General features: G+C 25.4%; 21 protein-coding genes and 1 other RNA gene. 3 read left to right on the forward strand and 19 right to left on the reverse strand.

What is annotated here, in order from left to right; translation table 4 throughout:
- Nucleotides 1-25: 25 nt before the first annotated feature.
- The 5 genes from rpmG to holA form a co-directional block, all read right to left on the reverse strand.
- Nucleotides 26-178 carry a 50S ribosomal protein L33 gene (rpmG, locus tag MAU_RS02285; RefSeq protein ID WP_004424821.1) on the reverse strand — a complete coding sequence of 51 codons (153 nt, stop codon included), beginning with the start codon at nt 176-178 and terminating at the stop codon, nt 26-28.
- A gap of 237 nt (nt 179-415) precedes the next feature.
- Entirely contained in the window at nt 416-1,303 is an 888-nt protein-coding gene (gene pgsA / locus MAU_RS02290; RefSeq protein ID WP_004424823.1) for a CDP-diacylglycerol--glycerol-3-phosphate 3-phosphatidyltransferase, read from the reverse strand.
- Nucleotides 1,293-1,817 (reverse strand): MHJ_0274 family protein, encoded by a 525-nt coding sequence (locus MAU_RS02295; protein ID WP_004424826.1) that lies wholly within the window; start codon nt 1,815-1,817, stop codon nt 1,293-1,295. The genes pgsA and MAU_RS02295 overlap by 11 nt, the downstream gene beginning before the upstream one ends.
- A 70-nt stretch (nt 1,818-1,887) precedes the next feature.
- The gene (locus MAU_RS02300) at nt 1,888-3,405 is read right to left on the reverse strand and encodes a glucan 1,6-alpha-glucosidase (RefSeq protein ID WP_004424828.1); all 1,518 of its coding nucleotides are present in this window, start codon (nt 3,403-3,405) and stop codon (nt 1,888-1,890) included.
- Nucleotides 3,406-3,421: 16 nt separating this feature from the next.
- Nucleotides 3,422-4,393 carry a DNA polymerase III subunit delta gene (holA, locus tag MAU_RS02305; protein ID WP_004424831.1) on the reverse strand — a complete coding sequence of 324 codons (972 nt, stop codon included), beginning with the start codon at nt 4,391-4,393 and terminating at the stop codon, nt 3,422-3,424.
- A gap of 98 nt (nt 4,394-4,491) precedes the next feature.
- Here holA and MAU_RS02310 point away from each other — a divergent pair, with 98 nt between their 5' ends.
- From MAU_RS02310 to MAU_RS02320, 3 genes are all read left to right on the forward strand, one after another.
- Nucleotides 4,492-5,226, forward strand: coding sequence for a YebC/PmpR family DNA-binding transcriptional regulator (locus MAU_RS02310; protein WP_004424833.1), 735 nt, complete (start codon nt 4,492-4,494; stop codon nt 5,224-5,226).
- Between the two features lie 125 nt (nt 5,227-5,351).
- Complete coding sequence (locus tag MAU_RS02315; RefSeq protein WP_004424836.1) at nt 5,352-5,870, forward strand: MAG0490 family ComEA-like DNA-binding protein; 519 nt, start codon at nt 5,352-5,354, stop codon at nt 5,868-5,870.
- On the forward strand, nt 5,795-7,171 hold the full coding sequence (locus MAU_RS02320) for an MAG0480 family ComEC-like protein (RefSeq protein ID WP_004424839.1): 1,377 nt from the start codon (nt 5,795-5,797) through the stop codon (nt 7,169-7,171). Before MAU_RS02315 ends, MAU_RS02320 begins: the two co-directional genes overlap by 76 nt.
- Here the strand turns inward: MAU_RS02320 and ligA are convergent.
- The 14 genes from ligA to hisS form a co-directional block, all read right to left on the reverse strand.
- Nucleotides 7,150-9,147: an NAD-dependent DNA ligase LigA gene (gene ligA, locus MAU_RS02325; RefSeq protein WP_004424842.1), complete on the reverse strand. Its 1,998-nt coding sequence runs from the start codon at nt 9,145-9,147 to the stop codon at nt 7,150-7,152. The genes MAU_RS02320 and ligA overlap by 22 nt on opposite strands.
- Before the next feature lie 3 nt (nt 9,148-9,150).
- Nucleotides 9,151-10,101 carry an energy-coupling factor transporter transmembrane component T family protein gene (locus MAU_RS02330; RefSeq protein ID WP_004424844.1) on the reverse strand — a complete coding sequence of 317 codons (951 nt, stop codon included), beginning with the start codon at nt 10,099-10,101 and terminating at the stop codon, nt 9,151-9,153.
- Nucleotides 10,102-10,106: 5 nt separating this feature from the next.
- Entirely contained in the window at nt 10,107-11,138 is a 1,032-nt protein-coding gene (locus tag MAU_RS02335; RefSeq protein WP_040543981.1) for an ATP-binding cassette domain-containing protein, read from the reverse strand.
- Nucleotides 11,123-11,932 (reverse strand): energy-coupling factor transporter ATPase, encoded by an 810-nt coding sequence (locus MAU_RS02340; protein ID WP_004424850.1) that lies wholly within the window; start codon nt 11,930-11,932, stop codon nt 11,123-11,125. Before MAU_RS02340 ends, MAU_RS02335 begins: the two co-directional genes overlap by 16 nt.
- A 189-nt stretch (nt 11,933-12,121) precedes the next feature.
- On the reverse strand, nt 12,122-12,667 hold the full coding sequence (gene hpt, locus MAU_RS02345; RefSeq protein WP_004424852.1) for a hypoxanthine phosphoribosyltransferase: 546 nt from the start codon (nt 12,665-12,667) through the stop codon (nt 12,122-12,124).
- Nucleotides 12,637-13,308, reverse strand: coding sequence for a deoxynucleoside kinase (locus tag MAU_RS02350; protein WP_004424855.1), 672 nt, complete (start codon nt 13,306-13,308; stop codon nt 12,637-12,639). Before MAU_RS02350 ends, hpt begins: the two co-directional genes overlap by 31 nt.
- A 106-nt stretch (nt 13,309-13,414) precedes the next feature.
- A complete protein-coding gene (locus tag MAU_RS02355; protein ID WP_004424858.1) occupies nt 13,415-14,287 on the reverse strand; it encodes a bifunctional 5,10-methylenetetrahydrofolate dehydrogenase/5,10-methenyltetrahydrofolate cyclohydrolase in 873 nt (290 codons plus the stop codon).
- 2 nt (nt 14,288-14,289) lie between these two features.
- Nucleotides 14,290-14,466: a DUF2188 domain-containing protein gene (locus MAU_RS03560; RefSeq protein WP_004424861.1), complete on the reverse strand. Its 177-nt coding sequence runs from the start codon at nt 14,464-14,466 to the stop codon at nt 14,290-14,292.
- 154 nt (nt 14,467-14,620) lie between these two features.
- Nucleotides 14,621-15,008, reverse strand: a transfer-messenger RNA (tmRNA) gene (gene ssrA, locus MAU_RS03510).
- Nucleotides 15,009-15,016: 8 nt separating this feature from the next.
- On the reverse strand, nt 15,017-15,448 hold the full coding sequence (gene smpB / locus MAU_RS02360; protein ID WP_004424863.1) for an SsrA-binding protein SmpB: 432 nt from the start codon (nt 15,446-15,448) through the stop codon (nt 15,017-15,019).
- Between the two features lie 35 nt (nt 15,449-15,483).
- Nucleotides 15,484-17,628: a ribonuclease R gene (gene rnr, locus MAU_RS02365; protein WP_004424865.1), complete on the reverse strand. Its 2,145-nt coding sequence runs from the start codon at nt 17,626-17,628 to the stop codon at nt 15,484-15,486.
- A gap of 6 nt (nt 17,629-17,634) precedes the next feature.
- Nucleotides 17,635-17,874 carry a preprotein translocase subunit SecG gene (gene secG, locus MAU_RS02370; protein WP_004424868.1) on the reverse strand — a complete coding sequence of 80 codons (240 nt, stop codon included), beginning with the start codon at nt 17,872-17,874 and terminating at the stop codon, nt 17,635-17,637.
- Between the two features lie 36 nt (nt 17,875-17,910).
- Nucleotides 17,911-19,584, reverse strand: a complete 1,674-nt coding sequence (aspS, locus tag MAU_RS02375) for an aspartate--tRNA ligase (protein WP_004424870.1) — start codon at nt 19,582-19,584, stop codon at nt 17,911-17,913.
- Nucleotides 19,585-20,844 (reverse strand): histidine--tRNA ligase, encoded by a 1,260-nt coding sequence (hisS, locus tag MAU_RS02380; protein WP_004424874.1) that lies wholly within the window; start codon nt 20,842-20,844, stop codon nt 19,585-19,587.
- Nucleotides 20,845-20,856: the final 12 nt, after the last annotated feature.

The raw sequence follows: 20,856 nt of genomic DNA on the forward strand, positions 1-20,856 counted from the left end.
CCCCCTTTAATATTATTTTAAAATCTTACTTCTTTTCTTTGTGATTTGTATGTGCGTTGCATTTTGGACAATATTTGGTTACTTCCATTTTGTCAGGGTGTAATTTTTTATTTTTCTTTGTAATGTAATTTTCCATTTTGCAAGCTTCACATCTTAAAGTTAAACCTTCTCTTGGCATTATTTCCTCCAAATTTATTTAAATTCAATATTAAAAAAATACATTCACATTTCGTTAAGTTAAAATAATAAAATAATTATAGTATAAAAACATTTTTATTATTTTTTTATTTAGGAACTTAATTAATAAATTAATTAAGAATATAACTGCTTATCTTTATTTTTTGATTAAAAAAACAAATATGATTATTTTTGCAAGTTTAATCATATTTGTTTATAAATGATTTATTTGTGTTGATTATTCAGAGGCTTTTTTAGCATCTGTTTCTTTATTTTCTTCTTCTTCTTCTTCTTCTTCTTGCTGTTTTTTATTATTGTCTTCATCTTTCAAAGAAGAAGTATCATTATTTTTATCTGCAGTATTTTTTTCTTTGTTATCTTTGTTTTGTGTGTCTGAAGATTCTTTAGTTTCTTTATTTAAGTGACTTTCGTTTCTTATTCCTTTTAGATATTTAGATAAATAAATGATGCCACTAATTCAGCTTAATAATAAACCTAATAGTAGAGGAATATTAATAAAGAATAATTTTAAATAATCAGTGGTAGGCTTACCATTAACTTTTTGGATCATTCAAGGAGCTGCAAAGGCTACTACTAATAGTGCTAATGAAACAATAATAGTTTTAATTTTACCTCATCAGTTAGCTGCTACTTTAATATCTTTTTTTACTGCATAAACTCTTGCACCATCAACTAAAATATCACGCACAATAAATAAAACAACAATTGGTAAAAATGAGTAATTCATTAAAACTAAAAACAGTAACATTAAAGTTGTTGTTATCTTATCAGCAATTGGATCAAAGATTTTGCCGAATTGTGAAATTGTTTTTGTTTTTCTAGCAATGTGTCCATCAGCAAAATCTGTAATCATAGCAAAGATAAAAATAATGACATTAATTCAATAAATAATTGATAGAAGAATTGGATATTTTTGGTCGCCAACTAATTTAATTCCATCATATCAAAAAGTGCCGCTGTGTTTGGAAATAAAATAAAAAGCAATTGTCATAAGAATAATAAAAGGAATCATTAAAACCATTCTTATGATTGTAAGTCAATTAGCAATCCCTATTTTTTTTATTTCAGTTTTCATTTCTTTTGTTTTTGCTTGATTAGTTTCCATAGAATTGATTATTTATTGAAATATTTGTAAGTTCAATAAATTTCTCCTTGTTTTCTTTGTTTTCAATTGCACTAAATTCATCTTTAAAAAAAGCGATTACATTAGGAATTTTTTTAGGTCATAAATTAGCTTGAATAGTTGTTATTAATTCTGCATTTTTAACAAAATCTTCATATTTTTTATTTTCATGAAAATAGAAAGCAAAATCATCTCTTGAAATTAATTTTAGAAGCAATTTTTTGGCACCTTTAAGAATTTGTCCCATTTTTTTATCTGTGTTATTGTTATAAAATTTATCTAATTCATTGTTTGTAAAATCAATAATTTGGTTGTAAGTTAAAATAAATTCGTAGTATAACTCAAGTGTTTCTGCTGCTTTTTTTTGTTCAAGTTTTTCCATTTTTTTCTTTGTTCTTTTTGTCTTTGTTGCTTTTCAGACAATATAAAAAACAATGAATACTAAAATTAAAGAAAATAATGTATAAACAATGATTTTTCCTGTGTCATTTCCCATAATTTTTTTGCTCCTAATATTTATTTTAAAAATTATATCTTACTTAGTTATATAAACTAAGTTAATTAATTTAATTTTTAGATTTCAATAAAATTAAACTTTCAAATGGACTTAATTGGTTTGGTAGTTCAGAATAAAATTTGTTAATATATGAGCTACTTAAAATTAAACAATCATTGGGACTAATAATTTTTTTATGTCTTGGACTTAAATTAATTAAGAAAATTAATTGTTCATTTTTTAAGCTTTTTTTAAACATAAAAAAGCCTCTTTTATGTTTAATTGAAAACTTATTTGTCATAAAAAATTCTTCATATTTGGTATCAAAAATTAATTTATTTAAAAAATAAATAAATAAAAGTCCACTATCTTTATTTTCTAAATTACTTTGTATGTTGTTTTCTTTATGATTAATGGCATAAAAGATATTTTCATTATTTTTATAATTTAAGCTTAATTTAGAATCTCAGGGCATTTGTGTATAAGAACTTAGTTTATTAAAATAGGAATGGTATAAAAAAAAGCTTTCAAGTTTAATATTTTTTGATTGATAAAATCTTTTTTCTTCGTTGAAATTTTCATCATTAAAAGAAAAATCATCTTTAAAATTGGCTCTTAAAAGACCAATTTCATCACCATAATAAAGTCCAATTGAATTATTGCCGGCATATAAAAATAAAAGAATGCTTTTTAGTGATTCAGAAAAATACGATTTTTCACTTCCCCATTTTGATATAAAACGTCCGGATTTATTGGAATCAAGGGCAATAATTACATTAGAATATCTTGAAAAAGTTTTAATGAATTTAAAAACATAATTGTAGTTTAGTTTTCTTTTGAAGTTTAGTTTCAATTTATTTTTATTTTGGGTAACTGAAAGATAGGTTAAATATAAATAATCAAAGCTTTTGTTTTTGGAAGAAATAAGTTTTTTATATAAAAAACTATTATTATTAGAACTCTTAAATATCACTGTAATATTAGGATTTTTTCGCTTAATAATTTTGTATAAATCATTAATAAAGCCAGTCTTTTTTTCATCCTTTAATTCAGCTGAAGCAAGAAATTCAAAATTATCTAGAATAATCGCATTAACATTAAGCTTCAAATAGAAATTCAAAATAGTCTCAAAATATTTAATAAATTCAAAAATATCATATAAAGAAATTTGATTGAATGGTTTATTAAGCAAATATGTATCTAATTTTGTTAGATATAAATTTTTTTCTTCAGCATTAATTTCGTTATTAAGTTTATAAAGGTTCATCATATTATTTCAGTTAATAAAAGATTGTTTAATGTTGCTTAAATCTAAAATTGGTGCTAGTTCAATATGATTTTTTTGGAACAAAGAAACCACATCAACGAAGTCTTTAATTGATCCATATTTATTTTTTATTTCTTCAAGATTGAAATTATTTTGGTATTGATTTAGAATATCATCAATTGCTACAATATCAACATTTAAATCTTTAAAGTATTGTAATTTAGCTTGCATACCTTTAAAATTACCAAATCCGCTACGATCTGCATCATAGAAGTTTTCTAGTTTTAATTCATATAAAATTATTCTTTTATTGGCAAACATGTTGATTTTTCCTTTTTTATTTAATTAATGCAATTGTGATTAAATCAATTACACTTTTTTCATCTAAATCATTTTGTTTAAAATTAAAATCAATTGTTTCTAAATCATTTATAAGTTGGTTAAGTTTTTTATTTCCTATTTTGTTTAAAAACAAATAATGTAATTTAATACGATATGGATGGATGTTTAGAGCTTTTGCTATATCTTCATTATTAAGGTTCATTCTAGTTAGAATTTCAATACTTTTTGTATGCATTAAAATATTTGCAATTTGTCCAATAATTTGGTTTGGTTGTATACCATATTGCAATTGCTCATTGATTTTTTTTATGATTACTTTATTATCTTCTCATTTTAAAATTGCTTCAGATAAAGCAAAATCAATGTTGTTTGACATTGCAAAAATATTTTCTTCAATCATTTTTTCTGTGATATTTTTATCAATCAATAAAAGTTTTTTTATTTCTTGTTCAATAAGATTTAAATTGTTAGGAACTGAAGCTAAAAATAACATCAAAGCTGCATCTGTAATATTGCCATTTAGTTTCAAAACCATCTTATAAACATAAGAAAACAAATTTTTTTCTTCAATTTTTTTAACATCAAACACTTCAGCATTTTTTTCAATAAACAAAAATGCTTTTGAAGCTAAAAAATCTTTATCATACTTAATAATTTCTTGACTAAAAATAAGAGTTATATTAGAAAAATCAATTGCTTTTTTTATTAAATCAATAAATTGCGAAATACTATTTTCATTTGTATATTTATTTTTAGAATTAAAAATAAAAGGGTTTCTTATTACAACAAGCTTTTTAGTACTAAATAAACTATCATTACTAATAGCATCAGATAATTCTTCAAAACTAAAAAAATCATAGAACTTTATTAGATCTATTTCTTGAGAAATGCCATTTGATTCCTTTGTAATTATTTCATTAATTTTTTGTTCAATGAAATATTCTTCGTTGCCTTTTATTAAATACATGTATGCTATTTATTATATTATACATATCAATATTTTGATATAATAATCATCATCTATATAATATCGATTAATTCAATATAAACTGGAGTTTATTTCACATGTCAGGACATTCAAAATGAGCAACTACGAAGCATCATAAAGCAGCAATGGACTCCAAAAGAGCCAAGATGTTTCAAAAGTTTTCCAAGGAGATTATTGTTGCTGCAACAATTGGTGGACCAGATCCCGATTCTAATCCTGCACTTAAATTAGCAATCACTAAAGCTAAAGCCAAATCTATGCCAAAAGCTAACATTGAAAAAGCAATTTTAAAAGTTAAAGGTGGCTCTAGAGAAGGAAGTGATTTCCAAGCTTATATTTATTCTGGTTCCGCATTTGGTGGTGTAAATTTTGTTGTTAGTTGTCTAACTGATAATTTTAATCGTCTATCATCTAATATCAAACACTACTTTAATAAAGCTAATGGACAACTGGGAAAACAAGGGACTGCTTCTTATGTTTTTGACCAAAAGGGGCTTATTGAATTTGAAGCTGGATCTTTAAGTGAAGATGAAGTTATGTTAGTTTCTTTAGAAGCAGGCGCAGAAGATTTCAAATCTGAAGATGGCTTATTTATTATTACAACTAAACCATCTGATTTTCAAAAAGTTAAACAAGCAATTGATGAAAGTTTTAATATCGAAAATTACTCAACTGCTGAAGTTACATATATTGCTAATTCAGAAGTAGAAGTTGACGAAGAAAGAGCTGAAAAAATCAATAAATTTGTTGATCTACTAGAAGATGATGAAGACGTTCAAGAAGTTTGACATAATGCTATTCTTCCTGAATAAATATCTTAATAAATGCATTAATTAAATAATCTAGTTGCATGAACCGCAACTAGATTTTCTTTATTTTTTCCTTAATTTTTCCTTATTTCAAAACAATCTAAAACTTCGTATACCAAAATAAGAGTATGAAAATTAAATTCAATAAAAAGAAACTTTTTTTGGCTACTGGTATCTTTTTAGTTTCTTCTTTTATTTTAATTTCAGCAATCTTCATAAAAAAAGAAGTTATTAAGAAGGAAGGGAAAAAAGAAGGAAAAATAAATAAGGACGAATATGTTACAGTCAATATTGAAGGAGCGATTGAATATCCGGGCTCTTATGATGTAAAAAAAGGTAGCACTTATTTAGATTTAATAAGAAATGCAACACTAAAAAGTAATGCAGATTTAGGAAATATAGATAAGAATAAAAAAATTGAAAAAGATGAAAAAATCTTCATTCCTTTTTTAAAAAATAGAAAAGTGAAGTTAAAAGATATTAAAGATTACCAAACTTTAGTTAATTTAGGCATTAAGGCACATATAGCAAAAAAAGTTTATTCATATATCAAACAAAAGGAAATCAAAGATTGAAAAGAGCTATTAGAAATATCAGGAATTGGGGAAAAAACTTATTCAATTCTAGTATCAAATATCGTTATATAGATTTAATTTTTCCAGCTATTTTAGCTGCATTATTTATCTTTGTTTTATTGATTAAAAAAAATAGCATTATTTGTATTATTTGTTTATTAATTATTTTTCTTTTTAATCTTACTAGATTGAAATTTTGAATACTTTTATTGTTATTTTTTGCAATTATTTTCTTAAGCTATGCAGTATATCAGGCAATCTTTAACCAATATAATAATCTTGGAATTGAAGGAATTTTTAGTCTTAAAGCAAATTACAAAAACTCTTTTATCTTTAAAAAAGATAATATTAATTTTCAAATCAATAAAGATATATTAAAAGAAAAATTCCTATTTTTAGATAATCAAATTAACCAAATTCATAACTTTTATATTAAAGGTAAATTAGTAAAATTAAATAATCTTTCGGATTTTAATTTTAGTAACCAAATTTTCTTCTATTCAAATATTACTAATATCAAATATGTTGATTCATATCCAACATTTTCAATATCAAATTCAAAAAATCCAGTAGTAAATGAATACTTGAATTTAATTATTCTTAATAAATTCAATAGAAATTCTTTAGTCTATCAGAAATTAAGTAATCTAAATATTCTTCATTTATTTACAATTAGTGGGTTTCATTTTAATTTAATTTATTTATTTGTTAATTCACTTTTAAAAAATAAGAAAAGACTATCTTTATTAGCTGATTTTATTGGAATTAGTTTATTAATAATTTATCTAGTAATTTTAGATTTTAAAATTAGTGCAACTAGGTCAATTTTGTTTATTTTACTTATATTTATAAACAAAAACATTTTTAATTCAAAATTAGAGAATACAACATTACTTGCAATATGTGCTTTTATAATTGCAGCTATAAATCCTTATCTGATATTTTCTTATTCGTATATCTTATCTTTTTCTATTACATTAGTAATTCTTATTTCAGTTTTGCTTTTTCGAAACTACAATTTCTATTGAAAAACAATTTTTTTGTTAGTTTTAGCACATATTTATGCAACACTGATAACGCATACATTTAATGAAAATTACAATGTTTTTTCTTTCTTTATTCAACTTTTATTAATTCCAATAATTTCATTTAATTATATATTTAGCCTTTTATTTTTTAAGCTGACATTTTTAGTAGAAAGGACAATTATTATATTGGATACTTTTTTAGATTTATTACAAGATTCCAGTGTCTTTATTAAGTTTAGTATTTCAACTGAACTATGTATTTTATTTTTTATACCGCTTTTTATTCTAAGAAAAATGGAAATTGAAAATTTGTATAAAAAATTCTATGAATTTAGAAGTTCATAGAATTCTTTTTCACTAATAACTTGAACATTTAGTTTTTTAGCTTTGACTAGTTTGGATCCTGCTTTTTCACCGGCTAATAAATATTTAATATTAGATGAAACTGCAGAAAAAACTTGCCCACCATTTTCAATAATAAGCTTTTCAAAAAAACTTCTTGGCTTTGAAAGAGTTCCTGTGATAACAAATGCTAAATTATTTAAAATATCTGTTTTTTGTTCGTTTATATAAATTGGATTTACATTTAAACTAATTAATTCTTTAATTAATTTGATATTTTTTTCATTGCTAAATCATTCAATTAAATTGGCTGTTATTTTATTGCCGAAATCATGGTACTCTTCAAAAACACTAAAATCAAAATCTAAAACGTTTTCAAATTTTAAAACTTTTGAGGCAATGAATTTTGCTGATTTAATGCCAACTAATGGAATAGATAATCCAAAAATTAATTTTTCTAATGATTTATTTTTTGCTTCTTCGATGCTAGAAATAATTTTTTTAACTGAAATTTCCCCAAAACCACTTAGATTAATAAGTTCTTCTTGATAATTTTTTAATTTAAAAATATCTGTAATTTCATTAATGTAGTTTAGTTTATGAAATAAGATAATGTTTTTTTCACCTAATGAATTAATATCAAGTGCTTCTTTGGAAGTAAAATGAATTAATTTTCTTATTTTTATTTCTGGACAATTTTCATTTAAGCAAAATTGTTCTAAGCCAGTATCATTAAAATATATTTGATTGTTGCAATAAGGACATTTTTCAATAGGTTTAAATACTTCAGTGTTATTTTTATTAGCAAGACCAATAACACATGGAATTATTTCTCCAGATTTTTTAATGTATACTGCATCGCCAATGTTGATGTTGAGATTATTTATAAATTCATAGTTATTTAGTGTAGCAAAACTAACTTTTGTACCTGAAAGTTCCACTTCATCTAATTTTGCATTATAAGTAACAACACCAGTTCGTCCGATTGTAATAAAAATATCTCTTAAAATAGTTGAAGTAATATCAGGCTCATACTTAAAGGCAACTGCTCAATGTGGAAATTTCGAAGTTTGACCTAGTTTTTCATAATATTCAATTTCATTTAACTTGATAACAATCCCATCAGTTTCATAATCAAGTGTCTTTTTTAATTCTTTGAAATTTGTTATATATGCTTCAATTTCTTCAATTGAATTTAGTTTTTTTGATTCTTTTGTAACTAAAAAACCTAAGTTTTTTAAGAATTTAAAAGAATCTTCCATACTAAAAATATTATGTTTTTTTGGATTAATAATATAGTATAGAAATGCTGATAAATTTCTTTGTTTAACAATTTCGGGATTGAGTTGTCTAAGAGTGCCAGCTGCTGCATTTCTTGGATTAGCCATTAAAGGTTTGTTTTCAGAAGCTAAAGTTTTGTTCAATTCTTCAAATTGATTGATTGGTAAAAAAACTTCGCCTCTTACTTCTAAATTTTTTTGGTAAGCAATTTTTTTTGGTATATCTTTTATTTGCAGAATATTACTTGTTACATCTTCACCAATTTGACCATTTCCTCTTGTTACTGCTTTAAAAAGTTTGCCATTTTTATATTTAATAGAAATAGAAAGACCATCAATTTTAGGCTCTACAAAAAAACTAAATTTCTCTGTTATTTTTTTTATATTATCAACGAATTTCTTAATTTCTTCAATTGTATATGTTTTATTTAAAGAAAGCATTGGATAATCATGCTCTACTTTGCTAAAAATTCTTGAAAGATGGGCATTAATCTTATTGGTGGGTGATTTTTTTAGTTCTAAATCACTAAATAAGTATGAATATTGCTCTTCATACTTTTTTAGTTTGTTATATTCAATATCATAAATTTCATCACTTACAATTGGATTGTCCAGATCATAATAATGCTTATCTCATTCATTAATTTTATTTTGCAGTGCAATGATTTCATTTTTTATTTTAATTTCGTTTTCATTCATAATCTATACTTTTTGGAATGTAGCAATTCATCAATTTGGAAGTTGTACTTTGTTAATAAGAGACACAGCAATTAAAGTTGTAAAACCAATGATAATAAAAGTTGCTAAAATATCTCTTCAATTTGGCACTAATTTCCGATATGTTGTTCTTTTAGAATATGGTTCATAGCCTCTAGAAGTCATTGCATCAGCTAAATCATTTGCTTTGTTAAAAGATGAAACAAATAAAGGAATTAAAAGCACAATAAAAGCTTTAATTTTATCTTTAAAATTACCATGTTTAAAATCAACTCCTCTACTTGATTGTGCTTTCATGATTCTTCCTGATTCTTCTAGTAAAGTAGGAATAAATCTTAGAGCAATTGAAATAATCATAGTAATAATTTCAATTGGAATTTTAATTAATTTAAGAGGATATAAAAGGTCATTTATTGCACGTGTTAAGAGAATTGGTTTGGTTGAAACAGTTAAAACTGTTGTAATTAAAATAACACCATAGATTCTTAAAAAGATAGAAAATGTCCGATGTAATGAAAATAAATTAAGTTGGAAGGTTGAATTAATATCATTATTTGGTGCAAAATAAACGACATTGATAAATAACCTTCCCCGATTAATAACATAAGCATCAGGTCGTGTATCTGATGGAAGAGGAATATAGTTGTCTACATCATAATACATAATTGCACCTTTAACTGTAAACATATTGATGAGCAATAAAAAGATAGCAATATACAATGGTAGCTTTAATTTTTTAAAGATTGATTTAACTGATTTGACTGTGATGCCATAAATAATCATGCTAAAAATAATAAGAATGCTTAATGTTATATAATGAGCTGAAATAAAAAACAAAACAATAAACAATATGTTAGCAAGAAACTTTAATCTTGGATCTAGCTTATGCAGTGGTGTATCTATATTTATATATCTACCGACAATTGTTTTTCCCATTTTGTTTAAGTTATCCTTTTTTTGTTTGGTTTTTTGATTTGCTTGTTTATTTCGTTTGCAAGTTGCTCAATATCTGTAACACGGCTTATATTAAATCCACATTCTCTTAATTTTTCAGTATATGAAAGTAATTTTGTTGGAATTAAATCATTATCTTTTAGCAGTTTATTATCACTTAAAATTTCATAAGTATTGCCATCTTTAATAATTTTTCCATCCTTGACAAATAGTGTACGATTAGTTCAACGCAAAGCATTATCTAAATCATGAGTGACAATAATAATTGTTGTGCCATTTTTATAAAGATTATAAAAAATTTGTAGCATTTCATCAACGCCTTGGGGATCTAGTCCGGCAGTAGGTTCATCTAAAACTAAAAATTTAGGTTCCATTGCTAGAATTCCAGCCAAAGCAACTCTTCTTTTTTGTCCTCCTGAAAGATTAAAAGGACTGCGCTCTAAATAATCTTTTGGTAGACCTACAATTTCAATATATTTGGCTGCTAATTCTTTAGCTTTTTCTTTTTTAGTACCCATGGAAATGGCGCCAAAAATAATATCTTTTTCAATTGTTGATTCAAATAATTGGTATTCAGCAAATTGAAAAACAACGCCAACTTGTTTTCTTAGTGCCTTAATGTTTTTGATTTTTTTCTTTGTTTTAGAAATATCAATATCAGTATAAACTACTTCAATTCGATCTTTTTTATTTTGGCTTTTATACTTTTGAAGATCATCTTTATACTTACTATATTGTCTATTATATTCTTCTTCGTCATTGATTTTTTTTCTATTAGGCTTCTTTGGCTTACTTAATTTTTTTTCAATTGGAATATTTGAAAATTTTAGTGATCCACTTTCAGGACTTAATAGAGCATTAAAATGTTCAATGAGAGTTGTTTTTCCAGAACCTGTAGGACCAATAATTGAGATTGCTTCACCTTCCGTAATGGAAACAGAAACATTATCTAAAACTTTTATGTATGTAGGAAGGCCTTTATTATATTCTTTTGTAATATTATTTACTTCAATTTTAATTGACATAAAGTCTCCAAAAGTTTGTTTCCATCATAAGTTGGCTCAATTCCTTCAATCATTTCACTAAGTTTATAGATAAATGGTGAATCAATTTTTGCAATCTCAATTATTTCTTTATTATTTAAAATTTCAATTGGTTTTCCTTGCGCAATAACATTCCCTTTTGAAAAAACAATTAGCTTATCAGCTAACAATGCTTCATCCATATCATGAGTGATTGAAATTATTGTTTTGTTTGTGTTTCTGTGCAATTCATGAATAATTTTATAAATATCACTACGTCCTCTTGGGTCTAACATTGATGTTATTTCATCAAGAATAATAATATTGGGATTTAAGGCTAGAATTGAAGCAATGGCAACTCTTTGTTTTTGGCCACCAGATAGATTTTGAGGTTCATGTTCTAAAAAATTAAGCATGCCAACTTGGGATGCATATTTTTCAATGATTTCTTTCATTTCTTCTCTTGGAACTCTTTTATTTTCAAGTCCAAATGCAATATCATCCTCGACTGTAGAACCAATGAATTGGTTGTCAGGATTTTGGTAAACGATCCCAATTCTTTTTCTTATTTCAATCAAATTTTCTGAATTAATTTCTAGTCCATCAATCAAAATTTTTCCCGAAGTTGCCTTGTTAATTGCTGCAATTAGTTTAGAAAATGTACTTTTTCCTGAACCATTGTGCCCTAAAATTGCAATATATTGACCATCTTCAATGGTCAAATTTATATTTTCTAAGGCAAATTTTTTACTTCCTGGATACTTATAATTTAGATTCTTAATTTCAATCATAAAAATAATTATATATTTTTAGCCTTATATTTTTTAAAAAGAAATACCAATTTAAAATTGAAAAAAATAAGACTTTTCTAAGTTAAAAACTATTGTTTTTTTGAAGGAAAATCAAGGATTTTTTAAAACTAATAAAAATAAAAAATTCCCTTTTATTTGGTCTTTAAAAAAGGAAATTTTTGTTTCATCTTATGATTTAATGATACCAATGTAAGGAAGTTGACGGAGTTTTTCTTCGTCATCAAAACCAAAACCAACTACAAAATCATCCTTGCCAACTAGAAAACCAAAATTATCTGGCTCAAATTCAACTACACGGTTTGATGGTTTATTTAATAATGTAAGAACTTTTAATGATTTAGGATTTCTTGATTTTAAAATAGATACTGTTTTAGATATAGTTCTTCCTGTATCAACAATGTCTTCAACAATTAAGACATCCTTATTTTCTATATTGGTAACTAAATCTAAAATGATTTTAACGTTTCCTGATGATTTATTTTTACCATCATATGAGCTAGCAATCATAAAATCAGTAATTAAGTCAACATTTACATTTTTAATCAATTGTGCATAGAAAGGAAGGCAGCCTTTTAATAGGCCTACAACAATTAAATCTTTTGAATTTTTATATGTTTCATTTACCCAAGAACTTAATTCTTTGATTCGTTTTTCAAGTTGCTCTTGACTAAAAAGAATTCTTTCTATCCTTGGATCAGTTGTCGTTTTTGACATATAGTTTCCTCTTCATCAATAATCTTAATTGCTTCTTTAAAAACTTCTTCCTTGCTTAGTTTATTTGTATCTATAACCCTAAAATTAAGTTGAAATCTCTCAGCAAGTTTTTTAAAAATTTTATAATAATTTGCATGCAATTTTTGGAAATACTCGAAATTTAAATCCCAATTATCAATCTCTTCTTTTCTACCTCTTTCAAAAATTCTTCTTTTAAAAGTTTCGAAATCAATATCAAGAAAAATAACTAAATCAGGAAGTTCTTCTTTGGTAATTAATTTTTCAAATAAAGCATCATAAGCTTCTAAATATTTGGGATTTTTTTCTTCAAGAATTAATTTGGCAAAAATGTAATGCTCCACTGAAAAACGATCCAAAAATAAATGACGGTTCTTTTTTGGTTTAGATTGTAAATCTAAAAAAATTCTTGAAAACTTATCTGTGTGGTTTTCAATGATATATGTTTGAAATGCAATTGTTAGATTTTCTTTTTTTTCATATAGTCATTTTAAAAAAGTATTGAATACTTCATCATTGTCATCAAACTCATGTAATATCAAAGAATTTGTGTAATGTTCATTCAATTTGTTAGCTAAAACACTTTTACCTGCTGATATCATTCCGCTTATTCCAATAATCATAAAAAAAAACCTATCCTTCTTATTAATTTGTTTAATATCCTAAATTTTTGTATTAAAAATTCTCACATTTACATTTATTATAAAGTGAGAATTTAATTATATATGATTAGGGCTGAAATATTTTTTTATATATATCTGTTTTCTTTTGAATACCATAAGACTTTAAAAGATTTAAAATAAGTCCAATAATAGTCATCGGCCCCACTCCGCCTGGAACAGGCGTTAGATAAGAGATATTTTGTTTAATATCCTCAAGAATAACATCACCAGCTATTTTCTTATCATCTAAACGATGAATTCCGACATCAATTATTATGACATCTTCTTTTAGTGGAATATTGCTAATGCAGCCGCGGCTTCCAGTTGCCACTATAAGAATATCATTAAGATGCATATCATCTTTTGGAGTATTAATATCATAACGTCTTACTTTAATGCCAAGTTGTTCAAAGTAATTAGCTATCGGTTTGCCAATGATTTTACTTTGCCCAACAACTCCGATGCTTTTTTTTGTGTAATCAATATTATATTCATCAAATAAGCAAATAATACCTGTGGCAGTTGCAGGTAAAAATGAATCACTCTCTAAAACATAATTGGCATTTTGGTTGTAATGATTTAGGCCATCAATGTCTTTAATTTTTTCAATTTGATTTAAAAGATAATCAACACTTGAAACATTTTTAGTTTGGATAGGAAGTTGCATAATAAAACCAGTAGTTTGTGCATTTAAAGTTTTAATTGCTTCCAAAATTTCTTTTTCGTCTGCATCTTCTTTTAATTTAAGATATTGCGTTTTTATACCTAATTTAGTTGCGACACTTAATTTATGACGAATATAAATATTTGATTCTTCAAGATTACCAACTTGAAGAATCCCTAAGATTGGAAGATTGTTTTGAGGAATTTCTTTTAATAAGATTTCAATTTTAGACTGAATTTTTTCTTTAAGCTTCCTACCATCTAATAATACTGTCATTATTACACTTTTCTAAATGTTCCAACTTTACTTTGGACATTAATTGATGTTGTATCTTTTAAAGATTTTGCATACTGCATTGCTTCTTTTTGGGTTTTAAAAGTACGAATTGCTTTTTTTCCTTTTGGGTTTTTTACAGCTCAACCATCAGGGTGGTTTACTACTAGTCTAACTGCCATAAAATTCGTTTTTTTCTCCTTATAGTTTTTAAATTAATACAGATAAAATTACTACTAATATACATTATAATAACATATCTTATATTTTCCTAATAATAAAACAAAAGATAACTTAAAAAATATTTTTTTTAATTATTTTGGCGTTTTTAACATATGGTGGAGATGCGGGGATTCGAACCCCGGTCCAGCTATTTTTATATTTTTGAATCTACAGTTTATTTAGTTTTTTTAAAAAACTCAATTAATTTAAAACTAACAAAAATCTTAATGAGTTTCAGTTTTAAAATGTCACTTAGTTAACAACTGCACTTCGCTAAGTCAAAGCCCTAGTTGCAAATTTTCTATAATGGGCCACTATAGAAATTCGACCAGTTTTTAATTAAGCAAAAGCTGGGTTTAATTGATTCATCATAACATTTGTCATGAAGAATTCTTTTTCTTTTTTTTCTAAGTTTGCATTTAAAAGCCTAGAAAGTATTTATGGTTTACAAGACCACTGCATCAAAAATATGCCAATAACTGTCGATACCAATTACATCCCCATTTTTTATTAGTATAGATTTTTTAAATTTCTTTTTAGTTCTTCTTGTTTTATTTTTTCACGTTTGTCATACTTTCTTAATCTTTTAGCAAGAGCAATTTCTAGTTTAATGTAATTATTACTTCAATAAATTGAAAGTGGAATAATAATTAAAGAGAAACGATCGCAAATATTTTTTATTCTTAAAATTTCTTTGCTATGCATAAGAAGTTTTCTTGATCTATCTAAATCGCCTTTTACTAACATATATTGAGAAATATGCATATTGTTTAGCCAAAGTTCATTTTTATTGCTAATGGAGCAAAATGCATTATTAATTTTTACATTCTGTGCTCGTAAGCTTTTAACTTCCCAACCCAATAGTGAAATACCAGCTTCATATGTGCTATGAATCTCATAATCTGACTTGGCAAATTTATTTTTAGCAATTATTTTTGGCATAAGTTAAATTATAAAGCAATTAAATAAAAAAAGCATTAACACAATTTAGCATTAATATTGCCTTTATTGCGGTCAATGCTTTTAATCTGAATGTTTTGTTTCATTCCAACCTTGAAGTAATAATTTTTACCTTTTGCTTCAAAATTAGAAATTTTTATTACATTATCGTTTAACTCATCAAAATGAATTAAGACACTAGTTTGGTAATCTTCAATATTTAAAAATATACCGAATTTTTCAATAGAAACAACTGTTGCATCAAAAACTTTATCAACTAAAGGCTCAAAAAATTCGGCTTTTCTAATATCTACTATATCACGTTCAACTGTCATTGCAATTCTTTCGCTTTCGCAGTTTTGGATTGCAATATCTTCAATTTTTGCTTCTTCTTTTTTATATTCATCTTCGCTTAATTTCTTTTTTTCAATTAAGTATTTTTTAATTAAACGGTGTAATAATAAATCGGGGTATCTTCTTATTGGAGAAGTAAAGTGTGAATAGTATTCTGAAGCAAGTCCAAAGTGTCCGATATTTTTGGAAGAATAAATTGCTTTTTGCATTGTACGAAGCAAAGCGTTTTTAATAAAATCATCAAAGTTTTGACTTTTAATTTTTTCAACCATTTTAGCAAAACTTAGAGGTTCACCATCAAATGGTACATTGATGTTTTTAAGACCTGAAAAATTAATTAGTTCTTGCAATTCAAAAAGTTTCTCATCTGAAGGTTTATCATGAATTCGATAAATTGATGGGAAATTATTGAATGACATTAGATGAGCAATTGTTTCATTTGCTCTTACCATAAAGTCTTCAATCATGTTTTCACTTCTACCTTCTTTTTTAATTTTGATATCAACAACCTTATTATCTTGCATGATAATTTTTGGTTCTTTAATTTCAAAATTAACATATCCTTCAGCATTTTTTTTGCTCCGAATTAAATCGGAAATATAAGCTGAATCAATAAGGGTTTTTTTAATTTCATTTGGGAGATCGATTTTGTTATCAAAAAAATCATTTACTTCATTATAAGTCAGTCTATAATCCGAATTAATTATGCTTTCATAGATTTTTTGGTCCACATTATTTCCTTGATTATCAATTTCTAATTCCAATGTTAGTGTACAACGGTTAACTTTGGGATTTAATGAACAAATGCCATTTGATAATTCAAAAGGAAGCATTGGAATTACTTTATCTGGCAAATAAATTGAAGTTCCTCTTCTTAAGGCTTCATTATCAATTGCATCATTTTCTTGCACATAGTGTGAAACATCAGCTATATGAATAAATAATTTTGTGTTGGAATTTGGTAGGCGATAACATGAAATTGCATCATCAAAATCTTTTGTATCTAGTCCATCAATTGTAACTGTAATTAAATTTCTTAAATCAATCCGATTTTTTAGTTCATTTTCAGTGACTTCTTTAGGTAAACCTTTTGCCTTTTTAATTGTTTCTTCTGGAAAATTTAAAACTATTTCATTTTCTGAAAAGATTTTTTTAAATGGAAAATCAAAACTATTAACTTTATCAATAATTTTGCTAAATAATATTGCGACATTTTTTTCATTAGGTTCTAAGACTTTTGCTTCTATTACATCTTTATCAGTGATATTTTTAGGAATAGAAGAATAATTAATGATTTCAAAATTTGCTTTATTTTTTTCATTAATTGCTTCAAAAATATATCTTCCAAAATTATTTTTACTAACAAGTCCAATGATATTTTTTTGTTTGTGACAAATAACTTTGGTTATTTTTGCTTTATATAAAAGTTCTTTGTTAGATGAATAATATGAAAATATTTTAGCTCTTACTAAATCACCAACAAGTAGATTTTTTATTTGATGCGGAAATAAAATTGCTGATTTATTTTGCTTTAGAGTATCATTTTCTTCTTCAAAATCAATAAAACCCAATCTTTTGGTTGAAATTGAAATTTCTTTTTCTACTTCTTTTAAATAAAATAAAGGCGTGTATTTCTGATCACGACTGATTTCAATTTTATCTTCAAGAATAAATTGCTTTAATAGGAATGAAAGTTTGTGATTATTTTCTGGATTTATTTTTAATTTCTTTACAATTTCTAAAAAACTTAGACCCATTGGATTATTTTGAATTAGTTTCAAAATTTCTTCTGAGTCTAAATTTTTAATGTATTTATGTTCAAATTTCATTATTTTTTATTTTAAAACTACCCGTAGAACAATGGCTAAAATAAATATTAGAACACCTAAAGAAATCATTGATCACTTAAGAACTTTTTTAATTCCCCGTTCTTTGGATACTTTAAATAAATCTAAGTCACTGCTTCCAACTAATGCACCACTAAAACTATTTGAATCAGGAGCCATCATAAATGAAATACCAATTATTCCTAGTGACATTATGAATAAAATAATCACTAAAAATCAAATTACCATATTTAATCTCCTTTCTTCTTTTTAAATTTTAATCTTTTATTTTTTTATTTCTAAATTATATTCTAGTAGTTGTTCAGTCGTTACTTCTGATGGAGCTAAAGTTAATAAGTCACTACCTTTAGCATTTTTTGGAAAAGCAATTACATCTCTAATTGAAGCTGAATTTGTTAAGATCATTAAAACTCTTTCAAGTCCAAATGCAATTCCACAATGTGGTGGTAATCCATAAGAGAAGGCTTTTAAGAAAAAGCCAAATCTTTCTTGTTGCTCTTTTTTAGAGATTTTTAGAATATCAAACATTAATTCTTGGGTTTTTAAATCATGTATTCTTATGGAACCAGAACCAAGTTCAAATCCATTTAAAACTAAATCATAGGATTTTGCTTTTATTTTTTCATATTCATTTGTTTCTAAATACTTAAGTGTATCTTCTTCAAATTGTGTAAATGGATGATGAGCAGACACATATTTATTTTCATCCTTATCAAACTCAAACATAGGTCAATTAATGATTCATAAGAAATTTAATTTTTTAGGATCTGCTAATTGATATATCTCATTTAGAAGAGTTCGGATAGCACCTAGTGCTTTTAGTGTTACTTGTTCATCATTACCAGCACCAATTAATGCATATAGTTTCTTTTGTGGCCCTGCTTCAAATTCATTAGCCAATGCTGTTCCAACATGGCAAGTTGCACAGCTTAAATCTAAAACTTCAAAGAATTCACCGCTATTTTTATAAAAAATCTCTTCAATTTTTTTAAGATGTAAAGTGACATCCTGGTCAAAAATAATTGCCTTAACAAATTCCATTCCAAATTTATCTTTGAATTGAGCTGAATAGTCATTGATTAAAAATTCAAATCTTGTATCAGGTTTATCTGTACCATAATATTTCATTGCATAACCAAAATCCATTCTTGGAAATTTGCTTTCAATTTGATAACCAAGTTTTCCAAGTACTTCAGTTCACATATTTTCGCAAATTGAAAATATTTCTTCCTGGTTACTAAAAGATAATTCAATATCAAGCTGTGTAAATTCGGGTTGACGGTCTTTTCTTAGATCTTCGTCACGGAATACTCTTGCAATTTGGAAGTATTTTTCAACTCCTCCAGCCATTAAAAGTTGTTTAAATAGTTGTGGAGATTGTGGTAGGGCAAAAAATTTGCCTTTTTTTCTTGTTGGAACTAAATAATCTCTTGCTCCTTCGGGGGTTGATTTTGCTAAAATTGGGGTTTCAAATTCAATAAAATTATTTTTATCAAAGAAATTTCTTATATATAAAGATAATTTGTGTCTTAATTTTAGATTTTGAAGAATTCTTTCATTTCTAATGTCTAAAAATCGGTATTCTAATCTTAAATCTTCATTTGCAGAGTTTTCTTTATTATCATTAATATCAAATGGGATTTGTTTTGAGCTATTTAAAATCTTATAGGAATCCACTAATACTTCAATTTCACCTGATGGAAGTTCAGCATTAGCTTCAAGTCTTTTTACTACTTTACCTTTTATTTGTAAACAGCTTTCTTTAGTTAAAAGCGGGTCTGAAATACTATTAAAAACTAATTGAACAATTCCACTTGAATCACGTAAATCAACAAAAGTTTGGTTTTTAAATTTTCTTTTGTTTGCAATTCAGCCAAATAATTCCACTTCAGATTCCAAATCATTAATGTTTAGCTTCCCACAATAATTTGTTTTCATTTAAAAAAACTCCTTTATTCTTTTTCTAAAGTCATCAATATTTTTATATTCAAAAGTAATTTCTTTATTTTGTGTCTTTATTTTGATTTCATTTTCTTTTGAATTTAATTCTTTAAAAATTAGCATTTTAGGTTTTAATTGATAGTTTTTCTTAAACAATTGTTTAATGTTAATTTGATTATTAATTAATTCAACATTAAACTCTTTTCTTAAATCATATGCAATTTTTAAAATTGAAGCAATTTCATTTTCATTCAGATAGCCAATTAAAATGTCTAAGGGCTGTTCCAACTCTTTATATTTGTCAAAATTAAAATCAATAATTTCAGCAATTCTATCTACACCAAAAGCAAATCCAATCGACCCAATTTTTGGTCCACCAAATTGTTCAATCATACCATCATATCTGCCACCAGCTAAAATAGTTGATTTGGAACCTAGAGCCTGTGAGGTTGAAACAAATTCAAAAACTACATCATTATAATAATCAAGTCCTCTAACTAAATATGGATTAACTACATATTTGATTCCAAAGTTATTTAATAAATCAAGTAATGCTTCAAAATCATCTTTTTCTTTTTTAGTTAAGAAATCAATTAATTTTGGTGCATTTTTTACAAAGTCCTTATTACTTTCTTCTTTGTCATCAAGAATTCTTAAAACATTTTTTTCTAATCTTAATTTTGAAATTTCATTCAATTGGTCTTTGTATTGAGAAAAGTATTCTTTTAAATAATTGATATAATTGTTTCGACTTTCATATGAACCTAAGTTATTGATTTCTAAAACAAAATCATCAATGTGTAGGTCTTTAAGAAAATTATTTGCTAATTTAATAATTTCAAAGTTTGAAAAAACTGATTTATTTTCAATTAGTTCTATGCCACCTTGAATAAATTGTCTATATCTTCCTTTTTGAGGTCTTTCATAACGAAACATCGGTCCAAAATAAAATAATTTCGAAGATTCTAAATTATTAATTTTGTTTTCAACATATGCTCGAATTGCCGATGCTGTACCTTCAGGTCTTAGACAAATAAGTCGGTTACCATTATCCTTAAAAACATACATTTCTTTTGTAACAATATCACTAGTTTCACCCACAGATCTTATAAAAAGATTGTAATCTTCAATAATTGGAGTTTCAATAAATTTAAAATTGTATCTTTTAGCAACGTTTTCAAAAGTGCTACGAATAAAATTCAAGATTATAGCCTCGCGGTTATATATATCTTTAGTTCCCTTTAGTCTACTGAACATAAAACTCCTTTT

This window comes from Metamycoplasma auris 15026, assembly GCF_000367765.1.
In the GTDB taxonomy this organism is placed as follows: domain Bacteria; phylum Bacillota_I; class Bacilli_A; order Mycoplasmatales; family Metamycoplasmataceae; genus Metamycoplasma; species Metamycoplasma auris_A.